Annotated in this window: 15 protein-coding genes; 5 read left to right on the top strand and 10 right to left on the bottom strand. The window is 67.8% G+C overall.

Annotated elements, in window-relative coordinates:
* Window positions 1-43: 43 nt before the first annotated feature.
* On the bottom strand, window positions 44-3,430 hold the full coding sequence (locus tag HUA74_RS32875) for a DUF4082 domain-containing protein (protein WP_174457700.1): 3,387 nt from the start codon (window positions 3,428-3,430) through the stop codon (window positions 44-46).
* A gap of 712 nt (window positions 3,431-4,142) precedes the next feature.
* On the opposite strand from HUA74_RS32875, the gene HUA74_RS32870 reads away from it, so the two are divergent.
* Window positions 4,143-5,660, top strand: coding sequence for a TcdA/TcdB catalytic glycosyltransferase domain-containing protein (locus HUA74_RS32870; protein ID WP_174457699.1), 1,518 nt, complete (start codon window positions 4,143-4,145; stop codon window positions 5,658-5,660).
* A 67-nt stretch (window positions 5,661-5,727) separates the two neighbouring features.
* Here HUA74_RS32870 and HUA74_RS32865 read toward each other — a convergent pair whose 3' ends face one another.
* The 5 genes from HUA74_RS32865 to HUA74_RS32845 all read right to left on the bottom strand — a co-directional run bounded on the left by HUA74_RS32865 (window position 5,728) and on the right by HUA74_RS32845 (window position 10,619).
* Window positions 5,728-6,156: a carbonic anhydrase family protein gene (locus HUA74_RS32865; RefSeq protein WP_254614820.1), complete on the bottom strand. Its 429-nt coding sequence runs from the start codon at window positions 6,154-6,156 to the stop codon at window positions 5,728-5,730.
* Window positions 6,157-6,308: 152 nt separating this feature from the next.
* Window positions 6,309-6,587 (bottom strand): hypothetical protein, encoded by a 279-nt coding sequence (locus HUA74_RS32860; protein WP_174457698.1) that lies wholly within the window; start codon window positions 6,585-6,587, stop codon window positions 6,309-6,311.
* Window positions 6,588-6,591: 4 nt separating this feature from the next.
* On the bottom strand, window positions 6,592-8,118 hold the full coding sequence (locus HUA74_RS32855; protein WP_174457697.1) for a DUF4331 domain-containing protein: 1,527 nt from the start codon (window positions 8,116-8,118) through the stop codon (window positions 6,592-6,594).
* Window positions 8,119-8,221: 103 nt separating this feature from the next.
* Complete coding sequence (locus tag HUA74_RS32850; protein ID WP_174457696.1) at window positions 8,222-9,346, bottom strand: HupE/UreJ family protein; 1,125 nt, start codon at window positions 9,344-9,346, stop codon at window positions 8,222-8,224.
* A gap of 61 nt (window positions 9,347-9,407) precedes the next feature.
* Window positions 9,408-10,619, bottom strand: coding sequence for a tetratricopeptide repeat protein (locus HUA74_RS32845; protein WP_174457695.1), 1,212 nt, complete (start codon window positions 10,617-10,619; stop codon window positions 9,408-9,410).
* A 194-nt stretch (window positions 10,620-10,813) separates the two neighbouring features.
* Here HUA74_RS32845 and HUA74_RS32840 point away from each other — a divergent pair, with 194 nt between their 5' ends.
* Window positions 10,814-11,824, top strand: a complete 1,011-nt coding sequence (locus HUA74_RS32840; protein ID WP_174457694.1) for a class I SAM-dependent methyltransferase — start codon at window positions 10,814-10,816, stop codon at window positions 11,822-11,824.
* 9 nt (window positions 11,825-11,833) lie between these two features.
* On the opposite strand, the gene HUA74_RS32835 is transcribed toward HUA74_RS32840, so the two are convergent.
* From HUA74_RS32835 to HUA74_RS32820, 4 genes are all read right to left on the bottom strand, one after another.
* Complete coding sequence (locus HUA74_RS32835) at window positions 11,834-13,126, bottom strand: hypothetical protein (protein WP_174457693.1); 1,293 nt, start codon at window positions 13,124-13,126, stop codon at window positions 11,834-11,836.
* Window position 13,127: 1 nt separating this feature from the next.
* On the bottom strand, window positions 13,128-15,887 hold the full coding sequence (locus tag HUA74_RS32830) for a TonB-dependent receptor domain-containing protein (RefSeq protein ID WP_174457692.1): 2,760 nt from the start codon (window positions 15,885-15,887) through the stop codon (window positions 13,128-13,130).
* Between the two features lie 121 nt (window positions 15,888-16,008).
* On the bottom strand, window positions 16,009-17,421 hold the full coding sequence (locus HUA74_RS32825; protein ID WP_141641385.1) for an L-serine ammonia-lyase: 1,413 nt from the start codon (window positions 17,419-17,421) through the stop codon (window positions 16,009-16,011).
* Window positions 17,422-17,713: 292 nt separating this feature from the next.
* Window positions 17,714-19,327: a DUF4041 domain-containing protein gene (locus HUA74_RS32820; RefSeq protein ID WP_174457691.1), complete on the bottom strand. Its 1,614-nt coding sequence runs from the start codon at window positions 19,325-19,327 to the stop codon at window positions 17,714-17,716.
* Between the two features lie 490 nt (window positions 19,328-19,817).
* Between HUA74_RS32820 and HUA74_RS32815 the strand changes: the two genes are divergently transcribed.
* The 3 genes from HUA74_RS32815 (at window position 19,818) to HUA74_RS32805 (ending at window position 21,541) form a co-directional block, all read left to right on the top strand.
* Entirely contained in the window at window positions 19,818-20,429 is a 612-nt protein-coding gene (locus tag HUA74_RS32815; RefSeq protein WP_371817341.1) for a DUF6310 domain-containing protein, read from the top strand.
* A complete protein-coding gene (locus tag HUA74_RS32810) occupies window positions 20,383-21,189 on the top strand; it encodes a DUF5953 family protein (RefSeq protein ID WP_371817340.1) in 807 nt (268 codons plus the stop codon). Before HUA74_RS32815 ends, HUA74_RS32810 begins: the two co-directional genes overlap by 47 nt.
* A 97-nt stretch (window positions 21,190-21,286) precedes the next feature.
* Window positions 21,287-21,541 (top strand): hypothetical protein, encoded by a 255-nt coding sequence (locus HUA74_RS32805; protein ID WP_174457689.1) that lies wholly within the window; start codon window positions 21,287-21,289, stop codon window positions 21,539-21,541.
* Window positions 21,542-22,326 lie beyond the last annotated feature (785 nt).

The raw sequence follows: 22,326 nt of genomic DNA, 5'->3' as shown, positions 1-22,326 counted from the left end.
TCGGGCCCCGCACGATGACGCGCCTGGTGGGGGCGCGAGTGACTCAGTTGTAGGTGGCGGTGTAGGTGCCGGCCAGGGCGCCGTCGACGAAGGCGAAGTCCACGCCCTTGATGGTGCGCGTCACCGTCGTCACGGCGGAGCCCGCGCGGGTGACGGACAGCAGCGTGCGGCCCGTCGTGGTGCGGGTGGGGACCATGAGGGACAGGTTGCGCGCGGGGCTCGTCACGTTGAAGGTGAGCACCGTGCCGGTGAAGGCCAGGGAGGACACCTGGGTGGCCTCGCGGGCATCGAGCCACTCCAGCAGTTGCTTCGCGGTGATGACCGGCACGCCGTCACGCTTCGCGGACGCGATGATGGCGGCCGAGCCGGAGGAGCCGGCCGACGGCTGCGAGTCGACGTGCATGTTGGCGTTGAAGGCGCCGTAATAGCCCTTGGTGCCCAGCGCGTTGGCCAGCAGCGTGTCGATGTGCAGCGGATAGGACTGACCGGACTCGTCCGTCATCTGCGTGGCGAGCTGGTAGACGTCCAGCGGGGTGCCGTCCAGGTCCGCGAAGCGCATGGCCAGGCCGGAGCCGGTGAACATGCCCGGGCGGTCCTGCACCCAGTATTCCGGCCAGTAGTAGTAGTTGGTGTCCATGCGGATGCCGTGCAGGCGCGACACCTTGGGCTGGGTGGACCAGTCGCTGAACGCGATGCAGTGCGTGCGATTGGTGACGGGCGCGGGGACGGCGGGGAAGGCGGACGCGAAGCTCGCCAGCTGCGGGGTGAAGAAGTTCGGGTCCAGGGTGTTGGCCGTGTAGTCCGCGCAGCCGGTGTTGATGTGCAGTGCGTACTCGAAGCCCTGCGCCACGTAGCCGTTGGCCTGGGTGGCGCTCAGTCCGCCCACGTAGTCGTAGATGGTGCCGCGGATGCACTCCCAGTCGTCCACGCTGCACCCGGACGTGCTGTCGGCGAGGTACTGGTTCCAGCGCTGGGTGGAGGCGCCGCCCGGGTGTCCGTCGCCCGTCATCACCACGACGGCCTTCTTGGAGCGAGGGAAGTACCAGAGGCGCGGCAGCGGCGTGGTGCTCGTCTGGTGCAGCACGTTGGCGAGCAGGCGCTGCTGCTCGTCCGCCTGGGGAATCTGGACCTTGCCCAGGTTTACCCAGTCCAGCTGCGGGTCGAAGGACGCGTTGCCGTAGAACATGTCGCTGGCGCGCGCGCCCGGACCAATGGAGGAGCCGTCCCGGTTCTGTCCCTGCCAGGCGGGGTTGCCCTGGCGGGTGTAGATGACGGACTTCGCCAGGTCATACATGAAGGCGGTGGCGGTGCCGGTGCCCACGGTGCGCTGGCTGACGGCGGTGTACGCCGTCGCGTTGGTGGCATCCGCGTACAGCGTGGCGACGGTGCGCGTGCCAGCCACCACGGTCCGCAGGTCGGCGAGGCCGTGGTACTGCATCGTCTCCGCGGTGATGCCCGTGCCCGGCGCCTGGGTGGCGTTGACCAGGATGTAGCCATTGGCCTGCGTGCCTTGAGAGGCATTGAGGCCAAGCAGGGACTGGAGGTTCGCCGCGGGCCGCAGGGCGACGAGGCTGCCACCGGCGGTGACCCAGTTGGTGACGAGCGTCACCTGGGCCGCGCTCAGCGTCTGCTCGCCGAGCACGAGCACCTTGTAGTCATTGAGGGAGACGGAGACGCCGATGTTGCCGGCATCGGTGGTGGCGAAGGCGGCGATGCCCTCGGCCTCCAGGATTTCGCGCAGGTAGTCGGTGAAGGGGTTGCCGGGGGAGGTGGCCACGAGCACCGGGCCCGCGCCGTGGACGCCCGGACGGGGCGGCGGCCCGTTGGACTCGAAGACGACGTCCACCCAGTAGTTGGAGTTCTGGTAGCTGCCGTTGGGGAACGTGGACGTGGAGCCATAGACGAAGACGCCGTTGCCGCCGGCCGTCGTGGCGCCGGGCAGGGCGTGCAGCGGAGGGGCGTCCACGCCGGCGGTGAGGCCGTTGTTGTCGAACGAGTAGCCACCGAGCGGCGCGAAGTACGACGCCACGTAGGTGGTGCCGGCGGTGATGGCGACAGGGGTGGAGAACGTCACCTCCTGCCAGCCCGCGGCCGTCTCGTTGGTGAAGGTGGCGGAGGCCAGGGGCGCGCCGGCGGCGCTCCACAGGTTGCCCACGTGGGTGCCGTTGTTGCCGCTGCCCTTGTAGAAGCGCACGCCCTTCACCTGTCCGTCCACGTCCGCGCGGAACTTCACGCCCACTTCGATGGCGGCGGTGTCATTGGCGGTGGCGGTGCCAGGGGTGGCCGTGGCGGCGAAGAGGCGGAAGGTGTTGCCCGGGGGCTGCGTCGGGGGCTGCGCGCCGGTGGCCTGGAAGACGACGTCCACCCAGTAGTTGGAGTTGCCGAAGCTGTTGACGGGGAAGGAGCCCGCGGCGCCGTAGGTGTAGACGCCGTTGCCGCCGCTGGTGCTGCCGGGCAGCGCGAAGAGGGGCGGGGTGTCCTGGCCGCTGGCGAGGCCGCCGTTGTCGAACGCGTACGAGCCGACAGGGGCGTGGTACGAGGCGATGTAGGTGGTGTTGGCGGCGATGGCGACGGGCGTGGAGAACGTCACCTGCTGCCAGCCCGTGGCCGTCTCGGCGGTGAAGGTGGCGAAGGCCAGGCGCTGCCCGTTGGCGCTCCAGAGGCTGCCCACGTGGGTGCCGGTGTTGGCGGCGCCCTTGTAGAAGCGCACGCCCAGCACGTTGCCGCTCACGTTCGTCTTGAACTTCACGCCCAGCTCCACCGGGAGGGCGTCATTGGTGACGGAGGCGACGGCGGGCGTGGCGGTGGAGGGCCACAGGGTGACGGGGGCGGCGGGGCGGAAGACGACGTCCACCCAGTAGTTGGAGCTGCCGAAGCTGCTCGTCGGGAAGGAGCCCGCGGCGCCGTAGGTGAAGACGCCGTTGCCGCCGCTGGTGCCGCTCGCGAGCGCGTGCAGGGGAGGAGAGTCCACGGCCGACGCCAGGCCTCCGCTGGTGAAGCCGTAGGCTCCGCCGGGCGCGTGGTACGAGGCGATGTACGTGGTGCCGGCGCTGATGCGCACGGGCGTGGAGAACGTCACCTGCTGCCAGCCGGAGGCCGTCTCACCGGTGAAGGTGGCGAAGGCGAGGCGCACGCCGGCGGCGCTCCAGAGACTTCCCACGTGGGTGCCGGTGTTGGCGGTGCCCTTGTAGAAGCGGATGCCGAGGATGTCTCCCTCGATGTCTGACTGGAACTTCACGCCGAGCTCCACGGCGGCGAAGTCATTGGTGACGGAGGGGACGGCGGGCGCGGAGGCGGGGGCGAACAGGGTGTAGGTCGTCTGGGCGCGCGCGGCGGTGGGGAGCGCGAGCAGGACGGTCGCGAGCAGCGCCAGCGCGTGGACGCGTGGCTGTCGCGAGACCCGGGTGGGTTGTGGCTTCGAGGGTGTCATTCGGACTTCTCCTTGGGGGGGCACGACGAGACAGGGGGCCGCAGAGGCCGCGGCATCTTGCTGGTTGTCCCTGACACCGACAATGCCGTGAGCGATGGGCTCACATGTTATTTCCGTCTTACGCGATTTTTATATGCGCGCGCCACGGCGCGTGAGTCCGCGCTGGGATTTGTCACTGAATCAAGACAGGCGCCCGAGCCGCTCGCCTGAATACCGAGGGGGCGCCAGCGCGTTCCCACGAGACGCCGCTTCGTTCCGTGAGGACGCGGCTTCGCGCGAGCCTCATGCGCTGTCGCCCCGGAGGCTCGACTTCCCTCTTATTCAGTGTCCTGGCGTCCGACTTGCAATCGTCTGACACATGAGTGGCTACCACTGTCGCAACTGTGGTCGGAACACCAGCAGGCACAATCCCGTCCTCCAGTGTTCCGGGTGCAAGGAGGCGATGTCGGCGTACTGCGCGAACTGTGAGAGCAGTTATACGTCGAGCAATATCGGCACGAAGTGCGGGTGCGGAGAGCCGCTCGTCGAGGATCCTGATTACAGGACGCGCATCGAGCGCGAGGCGAAACGGATAGATGCGGAGGACGATGGGGGGCCACCACCGCCCCCCGTCGGGCCCAGGCGTGCCGGTCCGCCTCCCCTCGTGCTGCCCATTCCCTTCGCCTCGCCGAAACCTCCGGGTCCTTCAGGTCCTTCGGGTCCTCCCCCCTCCGTGCTGGCGAGGCCCGGGCTCAGCCTCATTCCCAATATCATCCACGGGACCTGGGCCGGCGGAGGCTCTATCGCGGCGACGAAGACCCTCAAGGGAATCACGAGCTGGCTGGAGAAGACCCAGGCCACGCCAGACCATCAGGTGTGGATCTGGTGGGATGACGCGCACGTCTTCAACATGCACGTGCGCAAGATTCTCAAGAAATACCCCAAGGCGCGCGCGCAATACGATCTCAGTGCCGCGCACGACCCCCTGCACGTGCGTGGGACGGTCCGCCCTGGGCGTGACCTGCACAACCTGCGAGTCCTCTCGAAAGGGATGGCTCCGGACGAGAAGCTCGCCCTGGCCAGGGACCTCATCGACGAAGCGGCCGATGACCTGGAGCCCCTGCGTGCGCTGGAGCGCGCGCACCCCGGGCGATTCAGACTCTGCAACCTCCGCTCACACGAGTTCCTGACGGGCATGCACTTCCTCAACATGGATGCCTATGACCAGGAGCTGACCCTGCGCGGAATGTTCGCGGCCTCGGCGTCCGACATCCTCCGCTACGAGGTGCTCTACAACTACGGCGGGGTCTACATGGATGTCGACATCGACCTGCTCTCCGCGTTCGGAAGACTCGAGGTCGATCCCGCGTGCGCCCTGGTGGGAATCACCCCGGACCGCGAGGGCGCGGCGTCCGCCGCCAGGTGGCCCGGCCGCGAGCGGATCGCCACGACCCCGGCCTACGCCGGCAAGAGCCTCTATCTCAGCAACTGCATCGTGGCGGCGGCTCCCCGCAGTCTGCTCATCGATGCCATGCGACAGACCATTCGTCTGGCCTATCGAATCATTGGGGGGAGGGCCCCACGGGAGGCGTTCGCGCTCGATCCCGACCATCGGCTCGCGGGCTATTGGATGGACCACACCACGGGCTCCACGCTCGACCTGACCGGGCCCAACATGGTGCGAGACCTCCTCTGGCTGTGTGCCAATCACACTCCCTGGGAGCAGTTGCCGGACGAGTGCATCTCCCGTCTCTGCGCCTCCCTGGAGCCATCCAAGGCACCGGGACCGAAAGCGTCGGCCTCGTCGTCGGGCGCTTCCGCCAGCGCATCCTCTCCTTTTGATCGTGTGGCCGAGGTCTGGCGGGACGACGTGCGCGAACACGTCCCGTTCTGGCAATGGGTCGCGGCGAATGCGACCTTCCCCATGGCCCATGTCGAATGCGTGACGGCCGCCGCGCGCGTGAGTGATTGCGATGTGGCGAATCTCCAGGTGGTGTCCGCGAGGGTACTCAAGGCCCCGGAGCGTGAGCCCTTCCACTTCCTGCACTTCCCGGGCATCCCCAGGGGGGGCGCGCTCAAGGGCATGCTGAATGACCTTCACACGAATCACAAGATAGACACCCCGTTGCCCTTGACGCTCAAGGTAGACGAGCTGATCGTCTGGGGCTCTGTCCGCTGGAGGGTCGCCGAGGTGGGCAAGCAGAAGGGCCTTGTCGAGGGCAGGAAGCCCGTCACGCTGATACGCCTCTGACCCTTCGGGCAGCTCCAAGGGACCCATGTGGCTCGTCATGGGTCCCGGCCTCCTCAATCCCCCGCGGCTAGTGGCCGGACTGCGCGCCGACGGTGCGGCCATTCAGCGGCTGCACGGGGCGGTTGTTCGGGTTGATGTGCGGCAGGCGCTCGAACGCGCCAATCTGCGCGTCGGACATCTGGATGGGGTGCTTCATCACGAACCACTGGAGTCCCTCGCTGCAGGGGGGCGTGGTGAGCGAACCCGCGTACTGGAAGAACGCCCGGTTGGAGGGCAGGAGCGCGGTGGCGTTGACGAGCGCACCGGCCGGCGCGCTCTCCTCCCCCTCGTGTCGGGGCAGGTGTCGGAAGGCGGTGAACAGCGCCGCGTTCACGAAGCCCTCCTCGATGAGCACGCCCACGACCACCTTCGGAGTTCCCTGGGCGTCGGTGTGCACCAGGTGGACTTCCAGCGGGTAGCTCACGCCATCCTTGGTGTGCTCGCTGGGGGTGTTCATGACGTGAGGCTCACAGGGCGTCGTGCCGTGATTGGCCCCTTTGGGAAATGTCTCGCATTTCTCAGGGGTCGCAATGAAACGAGAAAGGGTCGCGGACACACAGGGGAGTGTCCGCGACCCAGGCACTTTCAGTTGCGGTGGTGTGTGTGCGATTAGTGCTGGAAGAACGCCGGGGCGAACGCGTCGGTGGGCGCGTTGTCCACGAAGTTCTTGTCGTCGAGCTTCACGGGCGTCGTGGTGTCCGAGGTCTCGTTGAGGACCAGGTCCCTCACGAAGGCGGTGAACTCCGCGCCCGCGTCCGTCCCCGCATCCGCGCCTGCGTCGGGGTGAGGCGGAAACGGGGAGCGGTCATCGTCGTCGTCGCTGCATCCCGTGTAGGCCAGCGCGGCCCCCAGGAGCAGCACACAGCTCATTGCTCGGAGCGTGCTCATGGGCTCACGTCCCGTCGCCGTTGGCACCCGCCTGCGGCGTGGTGAGATAGGGGAAGACGGCGTCGAACTGCGAGGCATCCTGGAGCACGGCGTCGTGGAGCGGGAGGTTGCGCGAGGGGGCCTGCGTGTCGTTCGCGAGCAGGTAACCCATGGACACGCGCAGCGCCACGTCCACCACGTCATCGCCGGGTCGGCGGCCATTGGGGAAGCCCGCCGGGTCACACCCTGGATTGGCCAGGGTGAGCTGACCATTGACGAAGCAGGCGGCGGCGCCCAGGTTGTTCTGGCCCGCCTTCGCCGTGGCGGGCAGGGCGGTGTTGAGCCGCTGCATCTCCGCGGTGGAGCCGTTCGCGTTGACGCTGGTCACACCCGTGAGGAAGGCGGCCACCAGGTCCGCGCGAGGGAAGACGGTGGGGGCCTTCACGCCCTGGTCGCCGAAGAGCTTCTCCAGGATGGCGGGCAACGTGGGGTGGGTGACGTAGTCGGCGAACTGGGCGTCGTCCTTCGGCTCGCTGGCGTTGAAGCGGTCCTTGTCCTTGATGCCGATGACGACCTCGTTGACCAGCGGCATGCCCAGGCGGCTCACCTGCGTCCATGCTCCACCCTCACGCGAGGGCGCGGTGTACGTGGCGGTAGGGTTGATGGCGCGGGCCTGACGGACGCTGGCCGCCGTCCATCCGCCGATGACGTCCTGGGTGCCCGCCTTGAGGCAGGAGATGGGGACCTCGAGCGCCAGCGTGGTGATGTTCTTCTTCGCCAGCGGGTTGGGGACGGCGTTGCGCGCGCCCGGGTTGGTGATGACCGAGGCTGGAGCGTTCACCAGGTCGAACACGGGCCCCAGGTTCACCGCGAAGGGCTCGCGGCGCTGGCCCACGAACAGCTTCGCGGTGCCGGTGCAGCCGGGGATGTTGACGTTGTGGATGTGCTGGCGGGCGTAGGTCTCGTACGTGGCGGCGTTGCCTAGCGACTTGGTGCCCACGTAGTCCGCCGGCTTCGGGAAGAGGGTGGCGTGGCCCGCGGTGTTCGTCACGTCCTGTCCGGCCGCCGCGCGGCGAGGGCCTCGGGCGACCTTGACGGTGTAGTTCTCCTGGACGTTCTGCGCGCTCCGGTCCGCGCTGGTGATGGCGCCCACGTTGGTGAAGGGCACGGACACGCTCTTCGTGCTGCCGTTGTTGCCCACGTTCAGCGTGATGCCATTGGGGCCGTTCAGGTTGTTGGTGAACCGGAACTGGAAGGTGATGTCCTCGATGGCATCCCCGTTGTTGTCGACGAGGATTTCGTAGAGGGCATCGGGGTCCAACGAGAAGTAGTTGGGGCCGCCGTACGCGTCCTGGAGGGGCAGGTAGTTGGCGATGAGCGTGACGTAGTCCCCACGGCCCGGCTCATAGCTGCGGAACATGTAGAAATCGGTGGCGTCGACCTTGGGCATCCGGGTGATGAAGGGGGCTTCACGATGACTGGAGGCGTGGGCGGTCGGTACGAGCAGCGCCGCCGCGAGCGCCAGTGCGCTCGCGAGTTGTCGTCTTTGCATGCGTGTCTCCACAACGTTGGGGGCAAATCCCACCGACGGGCCAGGGGCTGCGCCGGACATCCGGTGGTGAATGCAATACGGGGATGCGACGTGATTGGATGGGTCAGAGCGGAAGGACGCTCAGGTCCAGCGCGCGCTCCGCGAGCCACACGCAGGCGATGAGGCCGATGGCCGCCGAGCCCCCGACGAGTATCGCGCGGCGATACATGGACGCGCCGCGCAGCAGGAAGGCGACGGGGAGGAAGACGGCGACGCAGGCGAGCTGGCCCAGCTCCACGCCCACGTTGAAGCCCAGGAGCGTCGTGGCGAGTCCCCCGGCGGGCAGGCCCAGGTCGGCGAGCACCGACGCGAAGCCGAAGCCATGCAGCAGGCCCAGCGCGAAGGCCACGGCCCAGCGGGTGCCTCGAACCCGAGGAAAGACATTGTTGGCCGCCGCGAGGATGACGCTCACCGCGATGGCGGACTCGACGAGTCGGGAGGGCAGGGACACGAGCCCGAGCGCGGCGACGCTCAACGTGAGTGAGTGGGCCACGGTGAACGCCGACACCACCTTCACGACATCGCGCAGCGCGGGGCCGAACCTGTCCACGGGCTCCCATCCGCCCGTCGGTGAGCGCCTCAGGACGGAGGGCAGCAGCAGCGCCAGCAGGAACAGCAGGTGGTCCAGGCCCGCCCAGATGTGCTCGACACCGGAGTGGACCATGCCGCCGAAGTGGCTCCAGGCGGACAGCCTCGCGAGGGGAATCTCCACCGCGTGGCGTGACGCGGACAGGATGAGCGTGCCCTGTCCCTGCTCACCTGTGACCTGGACGACGCCCCGGTGCTGCGGGTCGCGGTCGAACAGGAGGGTGTAGTCGAGCGTCAGCATCGAGGGTTCGACGGGGCAGGCCGCGCGGAAGTCGAGCACCGCGTAGGCCCCGTCGGAGTGACGCGCGACACGAAGGTCGCCCTCGGCGGTGGTGGGGCAGGGCGTGCCGGCCGTGCCCAGCGACAGCCGTGACAGGACATGACGGACGATGTCCTCCTGGCGGGTGCGCACCTCGCCCCAGGCGAGCGCGCCGTCTCCGTTGGAGTCGAGGCCCAGCACCGTGTCCAGGTCCCTGAGCGCCACGTCCCACCGGCCGTTGAAGCCGTGCGCGGCGCGTTCGAGGTGCAGGTAGCTGTCGCTGGGCTTGTGGGCCAGGGCGATGGAGGGCAGCAGGACGAGCAGGGCGAGGAAGCGGTTCATGGCGCGGTCTTCTTGGGCCGTGCGGCCAGGGCGAGGAGGCTCGGCGCTTCGCGGGAGCTGTTCATGGCGCGGCTTTTTTCAGCCGCTCGGCCAGCGCGAGCAGTCCCGGGTCCTCGCAGGAGGAGGCATCGAGGAAGGTGAGGGCGGGGCGCGCCGCCTCGGGTGCTCCGGCGGCCAGCGCGGACTCGAGGAGGACGCGCACGTCCCAGGGCTCTCGCTGAGCCTCCCAGTTGGCCTGGGCGAGCGACAGCGCCTTGCGCGCGTCCTTCTCCACGTGCAGCGCGAAGCGGGCCTCTTCGCGTGCGTGCAGCGTGTCACCGCGCAGCCGGCTGGCCGCATACCGCTCAGCCAGCTCCTGGGCGAGCGCGGGGGCTTGCGCGGAACCCAGGGCCGTCTCCGCCAGCACGCGGCGCAGGAGGTGGCCGTCGTCCGTCGCGTGGTCCTTCATCAGCCGCGACGCATCACCCGGCCGGTTCAGGTCCAGCAGCAGGTCCGCGAGCGCCGCGCGGGTGTAGGCGTCATCCGGGTCGGCCGCGAGCGCCTGTGTGTAGAGAAGCTCCGCCCGTGCCGAATCCCCCGCGCGGGCAGCGGCTTCGCCCAGGGTGGACAGCGCCCAGGCCTGCTCCTCGGGACTGCCCATCCCCCCGCGCCGAGACATCGCCTCCGAGAGCCGCGCATAGGCTCGCCGCGAATGTCCGGCGACGCTGTCCACCTGCGCGCGACACACGGCGGCGGTGAGGGCCCCCGCGAGCGTGTCCAGCGGCGCGCAGCTCTTCTCCGCCTCCGCATGGTGACCCCGGACACCCAGCACCACGGCGCGCGTCAGCCACGCCTGGGCGTCCCGAGGGTCCTCCCGGACGGCGGCTTCCAAATCTCGCAGGGCCGCGTCGAACTCGTGGCGGCTCTGTCGCAGGGTGGCGCGCAGCAGGCGGACCTCATGGGGAGGCTCGGCCTCGTCCCACCAGGGCGCGAGCGCGGCCTGGGCCCACCCAAGGTGTCGTGGGTCGCCCCGGGCTCGCCCCTCCTTCAACTCCAACCGGGCCAGGCGGACGGCGAGCTCCAACTGTCGGGGTTGGCGGTCCAGCTCCTGTCGCAACGCGGCACGCTCGCGGGCGCGGGCGTCGGTCGCTCGGGCGGGAACCTGCTCCAGGACTTCCGTGTCGTTGTCGGGCGTGAAGGGCGTGGACGCGGCGCCCGTGCCACGACTGCAACCACAGGCCAGTGCGAGCACGACGCCGAGGACGCCGCGAAGGGAGCGTGTGACGGGGGGCATTGCCCATCCGTACGGCCCCGTGAGGCGCGTGGATTTCGCGTCGAATATCGGCGCGGTGTCGGGACGCCCGGAGGATGAGGGGTGAGCCCCCCATCGCCATGACAGGGGCCCGCGCCTCCGCTCGCGGAGTGATGACCCGACCCCTCGCTCCTGTGTCATAAGGGCGGGGTCTTCTGCCTGCCGGAGTCGTGTCCTTGAAACTCTCATCCCTCCTCGCGAAAGACGGCCTCCAGCGACTGCCCGCCCGGGTGCGGCGGCGGTTGGCGTTGGAGGCGCGGAGGCTGGTGACCGCGGGCGTCGCGCACGTGCCGCCGCTGCGCAGCGGACTGGAGCTGCTGAGCTTCGAGCTGTCGCTGCTCCTGGCGCAGGGAAGCAAGGACATGTACGGGGCCAGCTATTACGGCGCCGGACGCAACCCCTTGGACCGCGAGGGCAACAGCGGCTACGAGCACTACCGCCGCGACTCCAGCCACGCCAACAAGGCGGCCTATCTTTTGTGGAATCACTTCGACGTGCGCACCTCGCTGGACGTGGGTTGCGCGCTGGGTTTCACGGTGCAGGCGCTGCGCGAGCTGGGGTGGGACACCCAGGGCAGTGACTTCAGCGACTTCGCCATCCACCATGCTCCGTGGGACGTGAAGCCGCACCTGTCACTCGGAGACCTGTCCCAGCGCCTGCCTTTCGACGACGGACAATTCGAGCTCGTGTCCGCCTTCGAGACGCTGGAGCACCTGCCTCCCTCCATGGTGCCGCATGCGATTTCGGAGCTGCACCGCGTGACGCGGGGCTTCCTGGTGGTGACGGCGCCGTCCTTCGGCCCCTGTGGCACGGGACCGGATGGCTGGTTCGACGGGAAGGTGCGGCCGGAGCGGCTGGAGCACTACCGGTCGCTGGGGCCCGACTACCTGGGCCCGGTGCCGGAGGAGGACCTGGCGCGCGACGAGTGGGGCCGACCGCTGGAAGGGCACGTCACGATTGCGTCGTTCGCATGGTGGCGTCGCCAGTTCGAGTCCGCCGGCTTCGTGCTCGCCCCGGCGCTGGAGCAGCGGATGTACGCGGACATCCAGGCCTTGGGCCTCCAGGGCCTCTGGAACCTGTATGTCCTTCACCGGCCCGGAGTGGCGTTGCCCGCCACGGACCTGCGCACGCCGGAGGAGCAGGCGCGGCTCGCCCGGCGGTGGGACGTGCCGCTGGGCGCGGGCTGAGGGCCCGCGCTACTCGAACAGGGACAGCTCGGCGAGAGTGGCCATCGTCGCGCCCGGCATGGGGTCGCCCGCGTGGTTGAAGCCCACCGCGCGCAGCCGCACATGGCGCACCGGCCCCGCGTCCTGCGTCACGGGCGCATCGAGGAAGTGGGGACCCTTGATGAAGGACAGCTGTCCGTCGAAGGGGCTGTCCCACCGAGTCATCTCCTCGAAGCCCCTCCACGGGGGACTGAGTCGCGGCGGTGGGATGTAGCGCTCCGGGACGTTGTGCAGCACCGCCAGCTGGGTCCATTGCTCCGCGTCCTCACTCCCCTCCAGCACGAACCCGGAGAAGTTGCCTCCCTCCGCGCCGCGTACCACCACATGCCGCGGCTTCCGTGGCTCGGGGAGCGTGACGACCAGGGACTCCACCGGCTTGCTTCCGAGGGACACGGGGTCGAGCCGGCCATCCGTCCAGGGACAGCCCGCCGAGGGCGAGGGCTGACACGTGGCGCCTCGGCTGGCGGGCACGAGCCCACCTGGAGCCAGGGGCACCTCCTCCGTGCGCCAGTCCATGCGGAACCACAGCTCCGTGTACTTGCCTCCGAGCGGGAAGAACCAGAACTCCCCCACGGAGACCGCCCGGAGCATGACGGTGGGCTGGGGAAAGTCCTCCAGCACGTAGCGACTCGCGGCCCAGGGCGAGGTGGGAATCAGGGCGCGGAACAGGGGCTGCGCGCCATTCAGCATGAAGAGCATGGCTTCGGGCGTGGTGGGCAGAGCGGGGATGACGGTTTGATTCTCATCGGAGGTCATCGCGTACTCGCCCGTGAGGGGTGGCACGGGCACGGCGGGCGCTGACGCGAAGGTCACGGACGCGCCCTCCGCTCCTGTCGTGACGGCGAGCTGGGAGTCCCAGATGCGCAGGGTGGGGAGCTCCACGTCATCGTGGAAGGTGAAGGATGTGGAGACAGCCGCGCCGGTCTCGTCCCGCCATGATGCGCGAAAGCGATAGGGTTGGAGCCAGGGGTTGGGTGTGTTGACGGACTCCACGTCCCCGTAGCGCATCTCCAGGAAGAAGTCCCCGCTCGGCTCGGTGGTGGACTCCGCGTAGGGCGTGAAGTCCGGCGGCTCATACACGTAGGGGCCCTCTCCCATGGGCACCTCGTGGAGGGTGCGCGCGTACGGCACGACTCCGCCGCTGACGGGCGTGCCGTCGCGCCGCTCGAGCCGGCCGTAGACGAAGACGGGCTCGTCCTGCAGTCGCTCACACCCCGAGGACAGCAGCAGGACGAAGAATCCCAGACATGATGGGTGGCGCATCTCAGTAGCTTCCCTTCAGGCCCAGCATGGGCAGGATGACGGGCAACCCCATGGCCTCGCGCTGGAGTCTTCCAGCCGTCCGTTTGTATTCGTAGGCGAACACCTCCTGCTGGAGGGAGAGGTTGAGGATGTCCAGATAGGCCTCGACGGTGAAGTCCTCGAGCGACCAGGACTTCGCGGCGCGGAAGTCCACGCGGAAGAACGGCGCCAGCCGCTCCACGCGGTCCGCGTCCTGTCGCGCCCAGGCGCGGAAGCCCTCCGGGTTGATGACGGGGCGCTGGGTGACGGAGGAGACTTCACCGGACTCCGGACGGCCGGTGTTGAAATGCACCACCGTGCCTACCGTCCAGTTGTTCGCGAGCTTGTAGCTGAGCGCGGCGTTGAAGACGTGCGCCTGCTCGAAGGCGAAGGGCAGCTCGCCCTCGGTCGTCTCCCGGATGGTGTTGTTGTCGGCATAGCGCGCGAAGCGCCGATGGCGTTTGCTCTGGAGGAAGCTGTAACTGACCCATCCGAACCAGTCGCGCCCCAGCGGATGCCGCGCCATCAGGTCCAGGCCATACGCGTAGCCTCGCGCCGACGGGTCCTCGCGCTGCTGGCCTCGCCGCTTGCGGTTCTCCAGGACGTCCTGCACGTCGAACTCCACCGTGCGGAACAGCGGGTTGAAGTAGACGTCCACCGTCACCTCCAGTCCCTCGGTGGCCTTCCACTCCGCGCCCACGTCGAACTGCGCGCCCGACTGGACGCCGTTGCGCAGGCCCGACACATCCAGCGCCGGCAGATGGAGCAGCACGGTGGGGGACTGGTGGTACATGCCACCGCCGCCCTTGAGGGTGAGCGATTCGGAGAGCTGGTGGCGCACCGCCAGCCGGGGCTCCACGACGACGTGCTGGATTCCGGGCACCAGGTGGTAGCCGTCCACGCGCACGCCGGGCGACACCACCCACGTGTCCGAAGGGCGCCACGTCGCTCCGACGAAGCCACCGACGAAGGTGGCCAGGGCGGAGGGCTGCTTGAGGGGATGGGCGTCATCCGTCGGCCGCCAACCCGGAGTGCGCGCGGAGCCGGTGATGCCGGTGGCCACGCGCCGGTGCTCCACGTCCGTGCCCGCCAGGACGTCCAGCGCCTTGGACAGTCGCCGCGTCCACCCGGCCCGAGCCGCGAAGGTGAGCTGGTCCAGCCCGTACTCTCCCGCGAGCACCTCTTCGGGGCCCCGTGCCGGGTTGCGCACCACGCGCCGGTAGCCCTGCAGGCCCACCTCATCCAGGCCCACGGTGATGCCCAGCTCGCCCTCGCCGCCCGCCACGGGGTGGGTGCCACGCAGGTCCACGCGATGGAAGCGGGAGACGATGGTGGCGCCCAGGCTGTCCTCGTAGGCGGCGGTGGCCTCGCCCGCGTCGTCGGAGCTGCCGAGCGCGAACAGGCGCAGCCGTCCCTCGCCAAGCTTCTGCTCCACCCGGGCCTGGTAATCCCAGAAGGCCGCGTGGATGGGATTGTCTTCGTGACTCTTGAAGAGGGCGTACGCCAGGGGGATGAGCAGCCCGGTGTAGCTGTAGCGTCCCGCCACGGTGACGGAGGTGCCGGTGCGGTCGAAGGGCACCTCGATGAAGCCGCCCGCGTTGATGAGGTCCGCGTAGGCGGCGAAGTGTGGCTTGTCTTCACGTGGCCGGCTCAGCCGCCCTTCCACCGCGCCGCCCAGCAGGCGCCCGTACTGCACCGGCGGCGCGCCGGGATGGAAGTCGATGGTGTCGATGAAGTCCGGATGCACCACCGCGGGCCCGAGCAGCAGGTGGTACAGCATGGGGACGCGCACGCCGTCCAGGTAGTAGCCGGTGGCGCCGGGCTGCCCTCCGCGCACCACGGGGTAACCCAGGCCCGAGGCGACGCTGCCCACCCCCGGCATCAGCATGATGACGCGGAAGGGGTCGCCCTGCGTGCCCGGCACCTCGCGCAGCTCCTGCTCGTGCAGGGTGATGCGATTGACCTCCGTGCGGGGGCGGTCATCTCTCACCACCGTCTCGTAGGGATTCACGCGGGTGGGCTGGAGCCGGTAGACGACGTCGAGCGACTGGCCCGACTCGAGCGACTCCTCGAACGTCCCGGGCTGGTGGGCCGGGGCGCGGACGAGGAGCCGGTGGGCGCCCGGAGCCAGCTCCAGCGCGAAGCGGCCATCCACGTCCGTGACGGCAATGGGCTCCTCGCCGCCGTCCAGGAACAGGGCCGCGTCCGCCAGCAACTGGCGGGTGCCCAGGGCACGGACCTCACCGCGCAGTCGCGACTGGGTGAAGCGCAGGGCCGCCGGGGGCTCGAAGTGGTAGCCATATGGCAGGCGCACCGACACGGTTCTCCCGCCCAGGCTCGCCGGCGTGAAGCGCAGCCCCCGCGCGGCGCGGACGGCGGCCTCCGTGAGGGGGGCCAGCGTGGCCGCCTCCTGCACCGTCACGTCGACGACGAGGCCCTGCTCGTCAATCTGGAGGATGAGCTTCACCTCGTCCGGGGCGCCCTCCAGGCCCTCGGGCCAGGTGACGGGGGATTCCTTCACCAGCTGAGGCGTCAGGAGCGCGAGGCTGCCTCCATCCGTCTCCAGCTTCAGCCGCGCGGCATCGTCGGCGGAGACCGCCGTCCCCGCGTCCGTGGCCTGGACGTCGACCTCCACCGCGCGGGGCTCACTGGTGGCGGCAGGAGCGGCTTGTCCCCGAGCGGGGGCTGGAAGACAGACAGCCCAGAGCAGGGACAGGACGAGGAAGGGTCGGGGGGAGCCCATGGTTCCACGTATACGTGGGCACCTTCCGGCTCTGGCTCAGGCGACCGCCGATGGCGGCCCATACACAGACAAGCGAAACTGTCTACCCATGGGGGGGCTTGTCCCGGCCCCCGGGCTCCGCTCAGCACTCAGGCAGGCCGACGCTGAGGTTCGCGACCTCGAGCACGTTGACGGCGAGCCCGCCGCGCGCGGTCTCCTTGTACTTGTCCTTCATGTCGCGGCCGGTGTCGCGCATCGTCCGGATGACCTTGTCCAGGCTGACGAAGTGGCGTCCGTCGCCGGAGAGCGCCATGCGCGAGGCGTTGATGGCCTTCACGGACGCCATGGCGTTGCGCTCGATGCAGGGCACCTGCACCAGGCCACCAATGGGGTCGCAGGTGAGGCCCAGGTTGTGCTCCATCGCGATTTCGGCGGCGTTCTCCACCTGGAGCGGCGTGCCCCCGAGCACCTCGGTGAGCGCGCCGGCGGCCATGGAGCACGCGCTGCCCACCTCGCCCTGGCAGCCGACCTCGGCGCCGCTGATGGAGGCGTTCTCCTTGTAGAGCACGCCGATGGCGCCGGCAGTGAGGAGGAATCGCACCACGCCGTCCTCGTTCGCGCCGGGCCAGAAGCGCCAGTAGTAGTGCAGCACGGCGGGGATGATGCCGGCCGCGCCGTTGGTGGGCGCGGTGACGACGCGGCCTCCGGCGGCGTTCTCCTCGTTGACGGCGAGCGCGTAGAGGTTCACCCAGTCGAGCACGGTGAGCGGGTTGGTGAGGCCGGCCTCGGGGCGACTGAGCAGGCGCTGGTACATGGCCGCCGCGCGGCGCTCCACCTTGAGGCCGCCCGGGAGGATGCCGCTGGACGCGCAGCCCCGGCGCACGCACGCCTGCATGACGTCCCAGATGCGCAAGAGCCCGCTGCGGATGTCCTGCTCGGAGCGCAGCGTCTTCTCGTTCGCCATCATCAGGGCGCTGATGGGCATGCGCTCCCGCTCGCACAACTCCAGCAGCGTCGCCGCGGACTGGAAGGGGAAGGGCAGGGGCGTGGTGTCCTTGCGCAGCGGGTCCTGGCCGGTGGCCGCGGACTCATCGACGACGAAGCCGCCGCCCACGGAGTAGTAGACGCACGCGTCCAGCTCCACGCCGTCCGCGCCGGACGCGGAGAAGCGCATCCCGTTGGGGTGGAAGGGGAGGCTGCGGCGGCGGTGCATCACCAGGTGCTCGCCGTCCTTGAAGACGATGTCCCGCTGGCCGAGCACGCTGATGCGGCCCTCGGTGCGCCAGCGCGTGACGATGGCGGGAATGGCCTCCACGTCCACGGCCTCCGGCGTGTCCCCGCGCAGGCCGAGCACCACCGCCTTGTCGCTGCCGTGGCCCTTGCCCGTGGCGCCGAGCGAGCCGAACAGCTCCACCTTCAGGCGCGTGAGCTTCTCCAGGTGGCCATGCTCCGCCAGTCGCAGCACGAACGTGCGCGCGGCTCGCATGGGCCCCACCGTGTGGGAGCTCGAGGGACCGATACCAATCTTGAAGAGGTCGAAAACGCTGACGGCCATCGCGGGCGCAACATGCCACGTTTCCACTTTTGTCCCAGCGCCTCGGGGCGTGACGTTCCTGCTCCATGTGAAGGGCAGGACTTCTTTGCGTGCCAAGGAGCTGAAGCTCGGTGAGGTGCCGAGCGAGCACGTCGGGTGGAATGCGCGAGCCGTGCCGCGGGACGCCAACGAGAACGCACTGCGTCGTGAGTGCCAGGGTGTTCTTCTCTTCGGAGACTGGAATGCGTGGGGCGAAGGCGCGCGAGTCGGGTTGAAGGTGGGGGCGCCTGGTGCGGGGTGAAGAGGTGGCGGCTCAGGCGACGGCGCGCTCGGGGCGGAGCGCGGTGGGGCTGTCGTGGCGCTCCCCTTCGGCGAGGGCGAGCGACTTGCGGTACTCGGCGGCCTCGGCGATGCGGGTCAGCTCGAACTCGCCGTGGTGTTCGCGCACGGCCTTGGCCACCTCGTCGAGCGTGACGCGGAAGAACTCCTTGCGCTCGTTGATGCGGTTGACGCGGCGGTGGGAGAAGGTGCGGTGCAGCGCGGCTTCGAGCGACGGTGCGTCGGGTGTGCGGATGATGGCGTGGACGTCGAACTCGAAGGGGACGGAGGCATCGCCCAGCTCGTCGATGCGGTCCTGGGGCACGAGTCGTCGCGTCATGCCGACCTTGTAGATGTCCTCTCCGAAGGAGCCGATGTTGGAGATGACGTAGACGTGGCCGGTGCGCGTGAGCTGGGCCTGGGAGATGGCGCGTTGGCGCTCCTGGTCCTCGGCGACGCGGCGCTCCAGTTCGGCGATGCGTTCGAGGAGCTTGGATTGCTCGGCGCCCTTGCTGCGCTCCAGCTCCCCGCGGGCCTTGCGCAGGGCTTCTTCGTCACGCTGGGCCTCGCGCTCGGCCTCCAGCTTGGCGCGTTCGAGTTCTCGCTGCGCGGTCTCTTCCTCGCGCATCTGCTCGCGGATGCGGCGTTGTTCTTCCTTCTCCTCCTGGCGCTTCTCTTCGTATTCGTGGGCGAGGCGCAGCTCCTCCAGCTTCAGCTCGACGTAGTCGGTGGAGATGAAGCACTGCTGAATCTCGGTGAGGCCGCTGATGGCCTCGGCGGACTTCTGGATGCGGGCCTCCATGGCCTTGATGTTCTTGTAGGTGACTTTGGCCACGCAGGCGTCCGCCTCGCCATTGAAGGCGCGGAGCATCAGCTTGAGGGTGCGCTCCGTTTGCTTCTTGCCCTCGGCCTTGCTGCCGTTGACCGTCCATTCAATCTTGCAGGAGGCGGCTTGCTTGTTCTTGAGCATGGCCTTCTGGCGTTCGCGGAGGGTGTCGAGGCGGTGTTCGTACTTCTCCGAGGAGGAGAGGTTGTAGATGGGTTTGTAGAACCCGTAGGAGCGGAGGATGGTCTCTTCTTCGAGGGGGCGGAGTTCGGCGCGCAGCTTGATGATGAGGGGCTCGAGCTGGGCCTGTTCCGCGCGGGCTTGATTGCGTCGGGCCTCGACTTCCCGGACGGCGGCGTCGGCCTGTTCCCTGGCGCGAGCGAGTTCCGTGCGGCCTTGCTCGCGAGCACGGGTGAGTTCGGTCTGGGCTTGTTCGCGGGCCTGGGTGAGTTCCGAGGCGACGCGGGTTCGTTCGAGGCGGATGGCATGGTCCGTCGACGCCCTGACCTGCTCCAGGTCTGCCTTCGCGCCCCGGATGGCGGCGTCCGCGAGGTCGCGTTCCCGGGCCAGCTCGGAGGCGACGCGGTTGCGCTCGGTGGCGAGCATGTGTTCGGACTCGGCCTTGGTGCGTTCCAGGGAGGAGAGGACACGCTGTCGCTCGGCCTCCACGTCGAGCACGGGCCTGAAGCGGGCCCGGACGGCTCGGAGCTGGAGGGCGGTGCGGACCAGGAGCCCCGTCAACAGCAGGCTCGAAATCGCCAGGGCCAGGACGGCAGGCTGCATGGAAGTCTCCCCCGTGAAGTGTCCCCGCCGTCGGACGGCGGCGCGGAGGAGGACCACTGTGGGCCTGGGGCGGTTTGCCGGGGTATCACCCCCAGGGGGTATTGTACCGTCCCCGCGTCACCTGTTGCTGAGAGGGAGCCATGTCTCGTTGCGTAGATCGGCTCACAGGCTCGACTGAAAGGACGTAGCGATGCGATTCCGCGCCTGCACTGCACTCCTGCTCATCCTCTCTGCGTGCGCTACGTCGGAACCAAACTTGAGAGATCGAGTGTCCCCGAACCCCGTGCGCGCCAACCTCAAAAGAGCGGCAGCGCTACCGTGGAGTGATGGGGGACGATGCGCAGTCCGTGAGGCTTCCCAAGCTTGGCCCGCGCTGGCGGAGCGGTGCTATCAGGCTCTCGACCATGATCGGATCCGGTTCAATGACCTGACCGGGAGGTGCACCGTTGCCTCGGCGGGAACGGTTGTCCTGGGAGTTGGCCTCTGTGTCTTGGCCGCTCCTGAGATCGTTGTGGGCGCGGTGGTCGTCGTTGGCGTTGTGGTGGTGGGCGTCGCCATCAAGGAAGCGCTGGATGCCTATGAGTTGAGGAGAGGGAGTGGTTCCGAAGAAATAGAGTCCGTGCCTCAGTCGATGCCTGCCCCGCAGGAACTCTCCGCGAAGCGAAAGCCCAAGCCTGCGCCATCAGGACAGGACTGGTTCCCCCCGGGGACAACCGAGCCCCTAGGCCCGGAGCGACGGCACAAGTGCGAGCCTGTCCCAGTGCCGCACCGAGGCGGAGATGAGGCGCACAATAAGTGTGCTGACAAGGTCCCGAACAACAGCTTCCCTGGCTGGGATGTAGTCGTCAACGGCAAGCAGTTTGATGCGTTGCAGCGGGCCACGCGCACTCTATGGGAAGTAAAGACTGATGATTTTGACGTGCACTCGCCTCATTCGCAGAGGTTCTTTGCCCGGGTCAAACTGCCGGAGATAAAGCGCGAGCAAATGCTCGCGGAGGCATGTGGGTACAGATTTGTCGTGGGGGTTCGGAGCGCTGTTCACAAGACCGCGCTTCTTGAACTGGATCCAGACCTCGAAATCGTTGTCATGGATTGGTGTTAAGGTGATGGCTTTGCGGAAAACTCTCAACCTCAACGTGTATGCGCCCGCGCTTGTTGATGGCGATAAACGGCCGCTTGCCATCGTTCATGCGATGGAGCGCGCTGTGCCCGGATTGCGGCTCGCGTGGACACTTTCTGAAAAAGGGGGATTCGTTGCATTGCCGCGCCGCGATGAATGGATTGCGACGGAAAGGACCGACGGTGGGTTTCCATTCCTTTGCAACGATGACGAAAGCCGGCCTGTGACGCTTGCCGGGTGGGAGAATCCAAGCGGCCTTGCTGTAGGCAGTCCGCCACGCCTCGACGTTCATGCGACTCTGCCGCTCGATGCAGGCGGCATCGCGGCGGCACCTGATGTGCTGGAGGCGATAGGCGAGAGAACTCGAGCGGTCTGGGGGCAGGTATCGCCGTCGGGTTATAATGAGGTCGTGTCGCAGCAGTTTCGTGGTCCGGAAGAGGATCCATCTGCGACGTCCCACGGACTCCCCGGCCTTCTTCGCCCACGGTACAATCGTGCGGCCGAGATTCCACATTATCTTGGGTGGTTGAATTACTGGTCTTCCGCCACCGCCGACGCCATCGGCTTTCCGGACTCAGCCCGGGATGCGAACCTGATCTCACGAGCGCGGCGCACGGAATCGGGCGGTTGGGTCGTGCGGCTCACTGATGCGCCGCTCGACCTTGGCAATCCTGTTCATCTGGAAGCGCTCCTGCGTGTTTATGGTCGTTTTCGGGAGATCGGCGGTCGCTCAGCGCAGTGACTCCTCAGAGGAGAGGCTGGGGCACCCCACATAATGCCTTCGTCCCTTGTGCTCTAATGAGGGGATGAATCGCTCGGACTGTTTGGGAGTTCATGACATGAATGATGAGGAAGTCCTGGCGGTTCTCCGTACGGAGGGAGAGGGCCTCTCGGCGGTGGAGTTGGCCAAGTTGTTGGAACGACTCACGGGTCGGCTCTCTCACGGGATGATTGTGACCTATTTCAAGAGGGCGTTTCCCGCCATCCCGTTGCGCGTCCTCTTGGAGGCAGGCGTCTGGTGGCGTGTGAGCGCTGGGAGTGGCTCTTCTGATGAGCAGTTCAACGAAATGCTAGGCCCCTGGTTGGGACGGTGAGTGCTCCTGAGTCTGGTATGAAGAGCGTCATTCAGCCAGAAGATTGGGAGACAGCGCTCAGTCAGTGTGGCCGCCGCGTCAAATGGTTGGAAATACGAGACTGAAAGCTCTTCTCGAGCATGGTTATGACGTTCAATCACTTCCGCGACAGGTGAAGGTCAGGGGTGATTTGAAGGGTAGAAATTTATTATGTTCAGAGGTGATCTGTGATGAGTGGTGCGGACGAGTGCAGGAGGTTGATTGCTGGAATGTCGACGGGTGAGAAAATTAAATTCTACCTCTCGTACAGCCATCGGATAACCATTACTGCTCGGGGGTTTTATGGCGACCTTGACTCTCTGAGGCTCAGTGGCTGCAATGAGACCTTGCACCGATTGACTGGCCACTTGCTCCGGCTCCAGTCTGGCGGTGTTGATTCGGCGACTGAGGAGTCGTTCGCCGATATGATTGTTGCGGGTGCTGAGTCGCGTGGGTGGTTGCCAACGCTCAGGTTGTCATTCGCAGTCGTCCATTCGAACCCAGGGCGCAGTTGACGTGAGCTGAGAGGGCTGATCTTCAATAGAGGATGAAAGTTGGACTCCCCACTCTGGAGAACCTGCGGCGGCCATTGTCCGGGCCTTATATGAGGAAGGCCTGGCATAAGGGCGGATTGCCCACCTGACATGCCCTGCGGTTTTCGGACCACCTGAAGCTTGAGAGGATGCCGTCTCCGGACACCACGGAGGCAGGCAGTGAAGAAGAGTCGGTTCAGCGAAGAGCAGATGGTCGCCATTCTGCGAGAGGCG

The organism is Myxococcus sp. CA051A (assembly GCF_013336705.1).
Classification (GTDB): Bacteria; Myxococcota; Myxococcia; order Myxococcales; family Myxococcaceae; genus Myxococcus; species Myxococcus llanfairpwllgwyngyllgogerychwyrndrobwllllantysiliogogogochensis.
The sequence above is the reverse complement of the archived record's forward strand: the minus strand, read 5'-3'. Positions and strand labels throughout refer to the sequence as shown.

What these genes read in the sequence shown, in the direction of transcription:
- HUA74_RS32875 (WP_174457700.1), bottom strand. Translation starts at nt 3,430, where the DNA reads ATGACACCCTCGAAGCCACAACCCACCCGGGTCTCGCGACAGCCACGC.
- HUA74_RS32865 (WP_254614820.1), bottom strand. Translation starts at nt 6,156, where the DNA reads ATGAACACCCCCAGCGAGCACACCAAGGATGGCGTGAGCTACCCGCTG.
- HUA74_RS32860 (WP_174457698.1), bottom strand. Translation starts at nt 6,587, where the DNA reads ATGAGCACGCTCCGAGCAATGAGCTGTGTGCTGCTCCTGGGGGCCGCG.
- HUA74_RS32855 (WP_174457697.1), bottom strand. Translation starts at nt 8,118, where the DNA reads ATGCAAAGACGACAACTCGCGAGCGCACTGGCGCTCGCGGCGGCGCTG.
- HUA74_RS32850 (WP_174457696.1), bottom strand. Translation starts at nt 9,346, where the DNA reads ATGAACCGCTTCCTCGCCCTGCTCGTCCTGCTGCCCTCCATCGCCCTG.
- HUA74_RS32845 (WP_174457695.1), bottom strand. Translation starts at nt 10,619, where the DNA reads ATGCCCCCCGTCACACGCTCCCTTCGCGGCGTCCTCGGCGTCGTGCTC.
- HUA74_RS32835 (WP_174457693.1), bottom strand. Translation starts at nt 13,126, where the DNA reads ATGCGCCACCCATCATGTCTGGGATTCTTCGTCCTGCTGCTGTCCTCG.
- HUA74_RS32830 (WP_174457692.1), bottom strand. Translation starts at nt 15,887, where the DNA reads ATGGGCTCCCCCCGACCCTTCCTCGTCCTGTCCCTGCTCTGGGCTGTC.
- HUA74_RS32825 (WP_141641385.1), bottom strand. Translation starts at nt 17,421, where the DNA reads ATGGCCGTCAGCGTTTTCGACCTCTTCAAGATTGGTATCGGTCCCTCG.
- HUA74_RS32820 (WP_174457691.1), bottom strand. Translation starts at nt 19,327, where the DNA reads ATGCAGCCTGCCGTCCTGGCCCTGGCGATTTCGAGCCTGCTGTTGACG.
- HUA74_RS32805 (WP_174457689.1), top strand. Translation starts at nt 21,287, where the DNA reads ATGAATGATGAGGAAGTCCTGGCGGTTCTCCGTACGGAGGGAGAGGGC.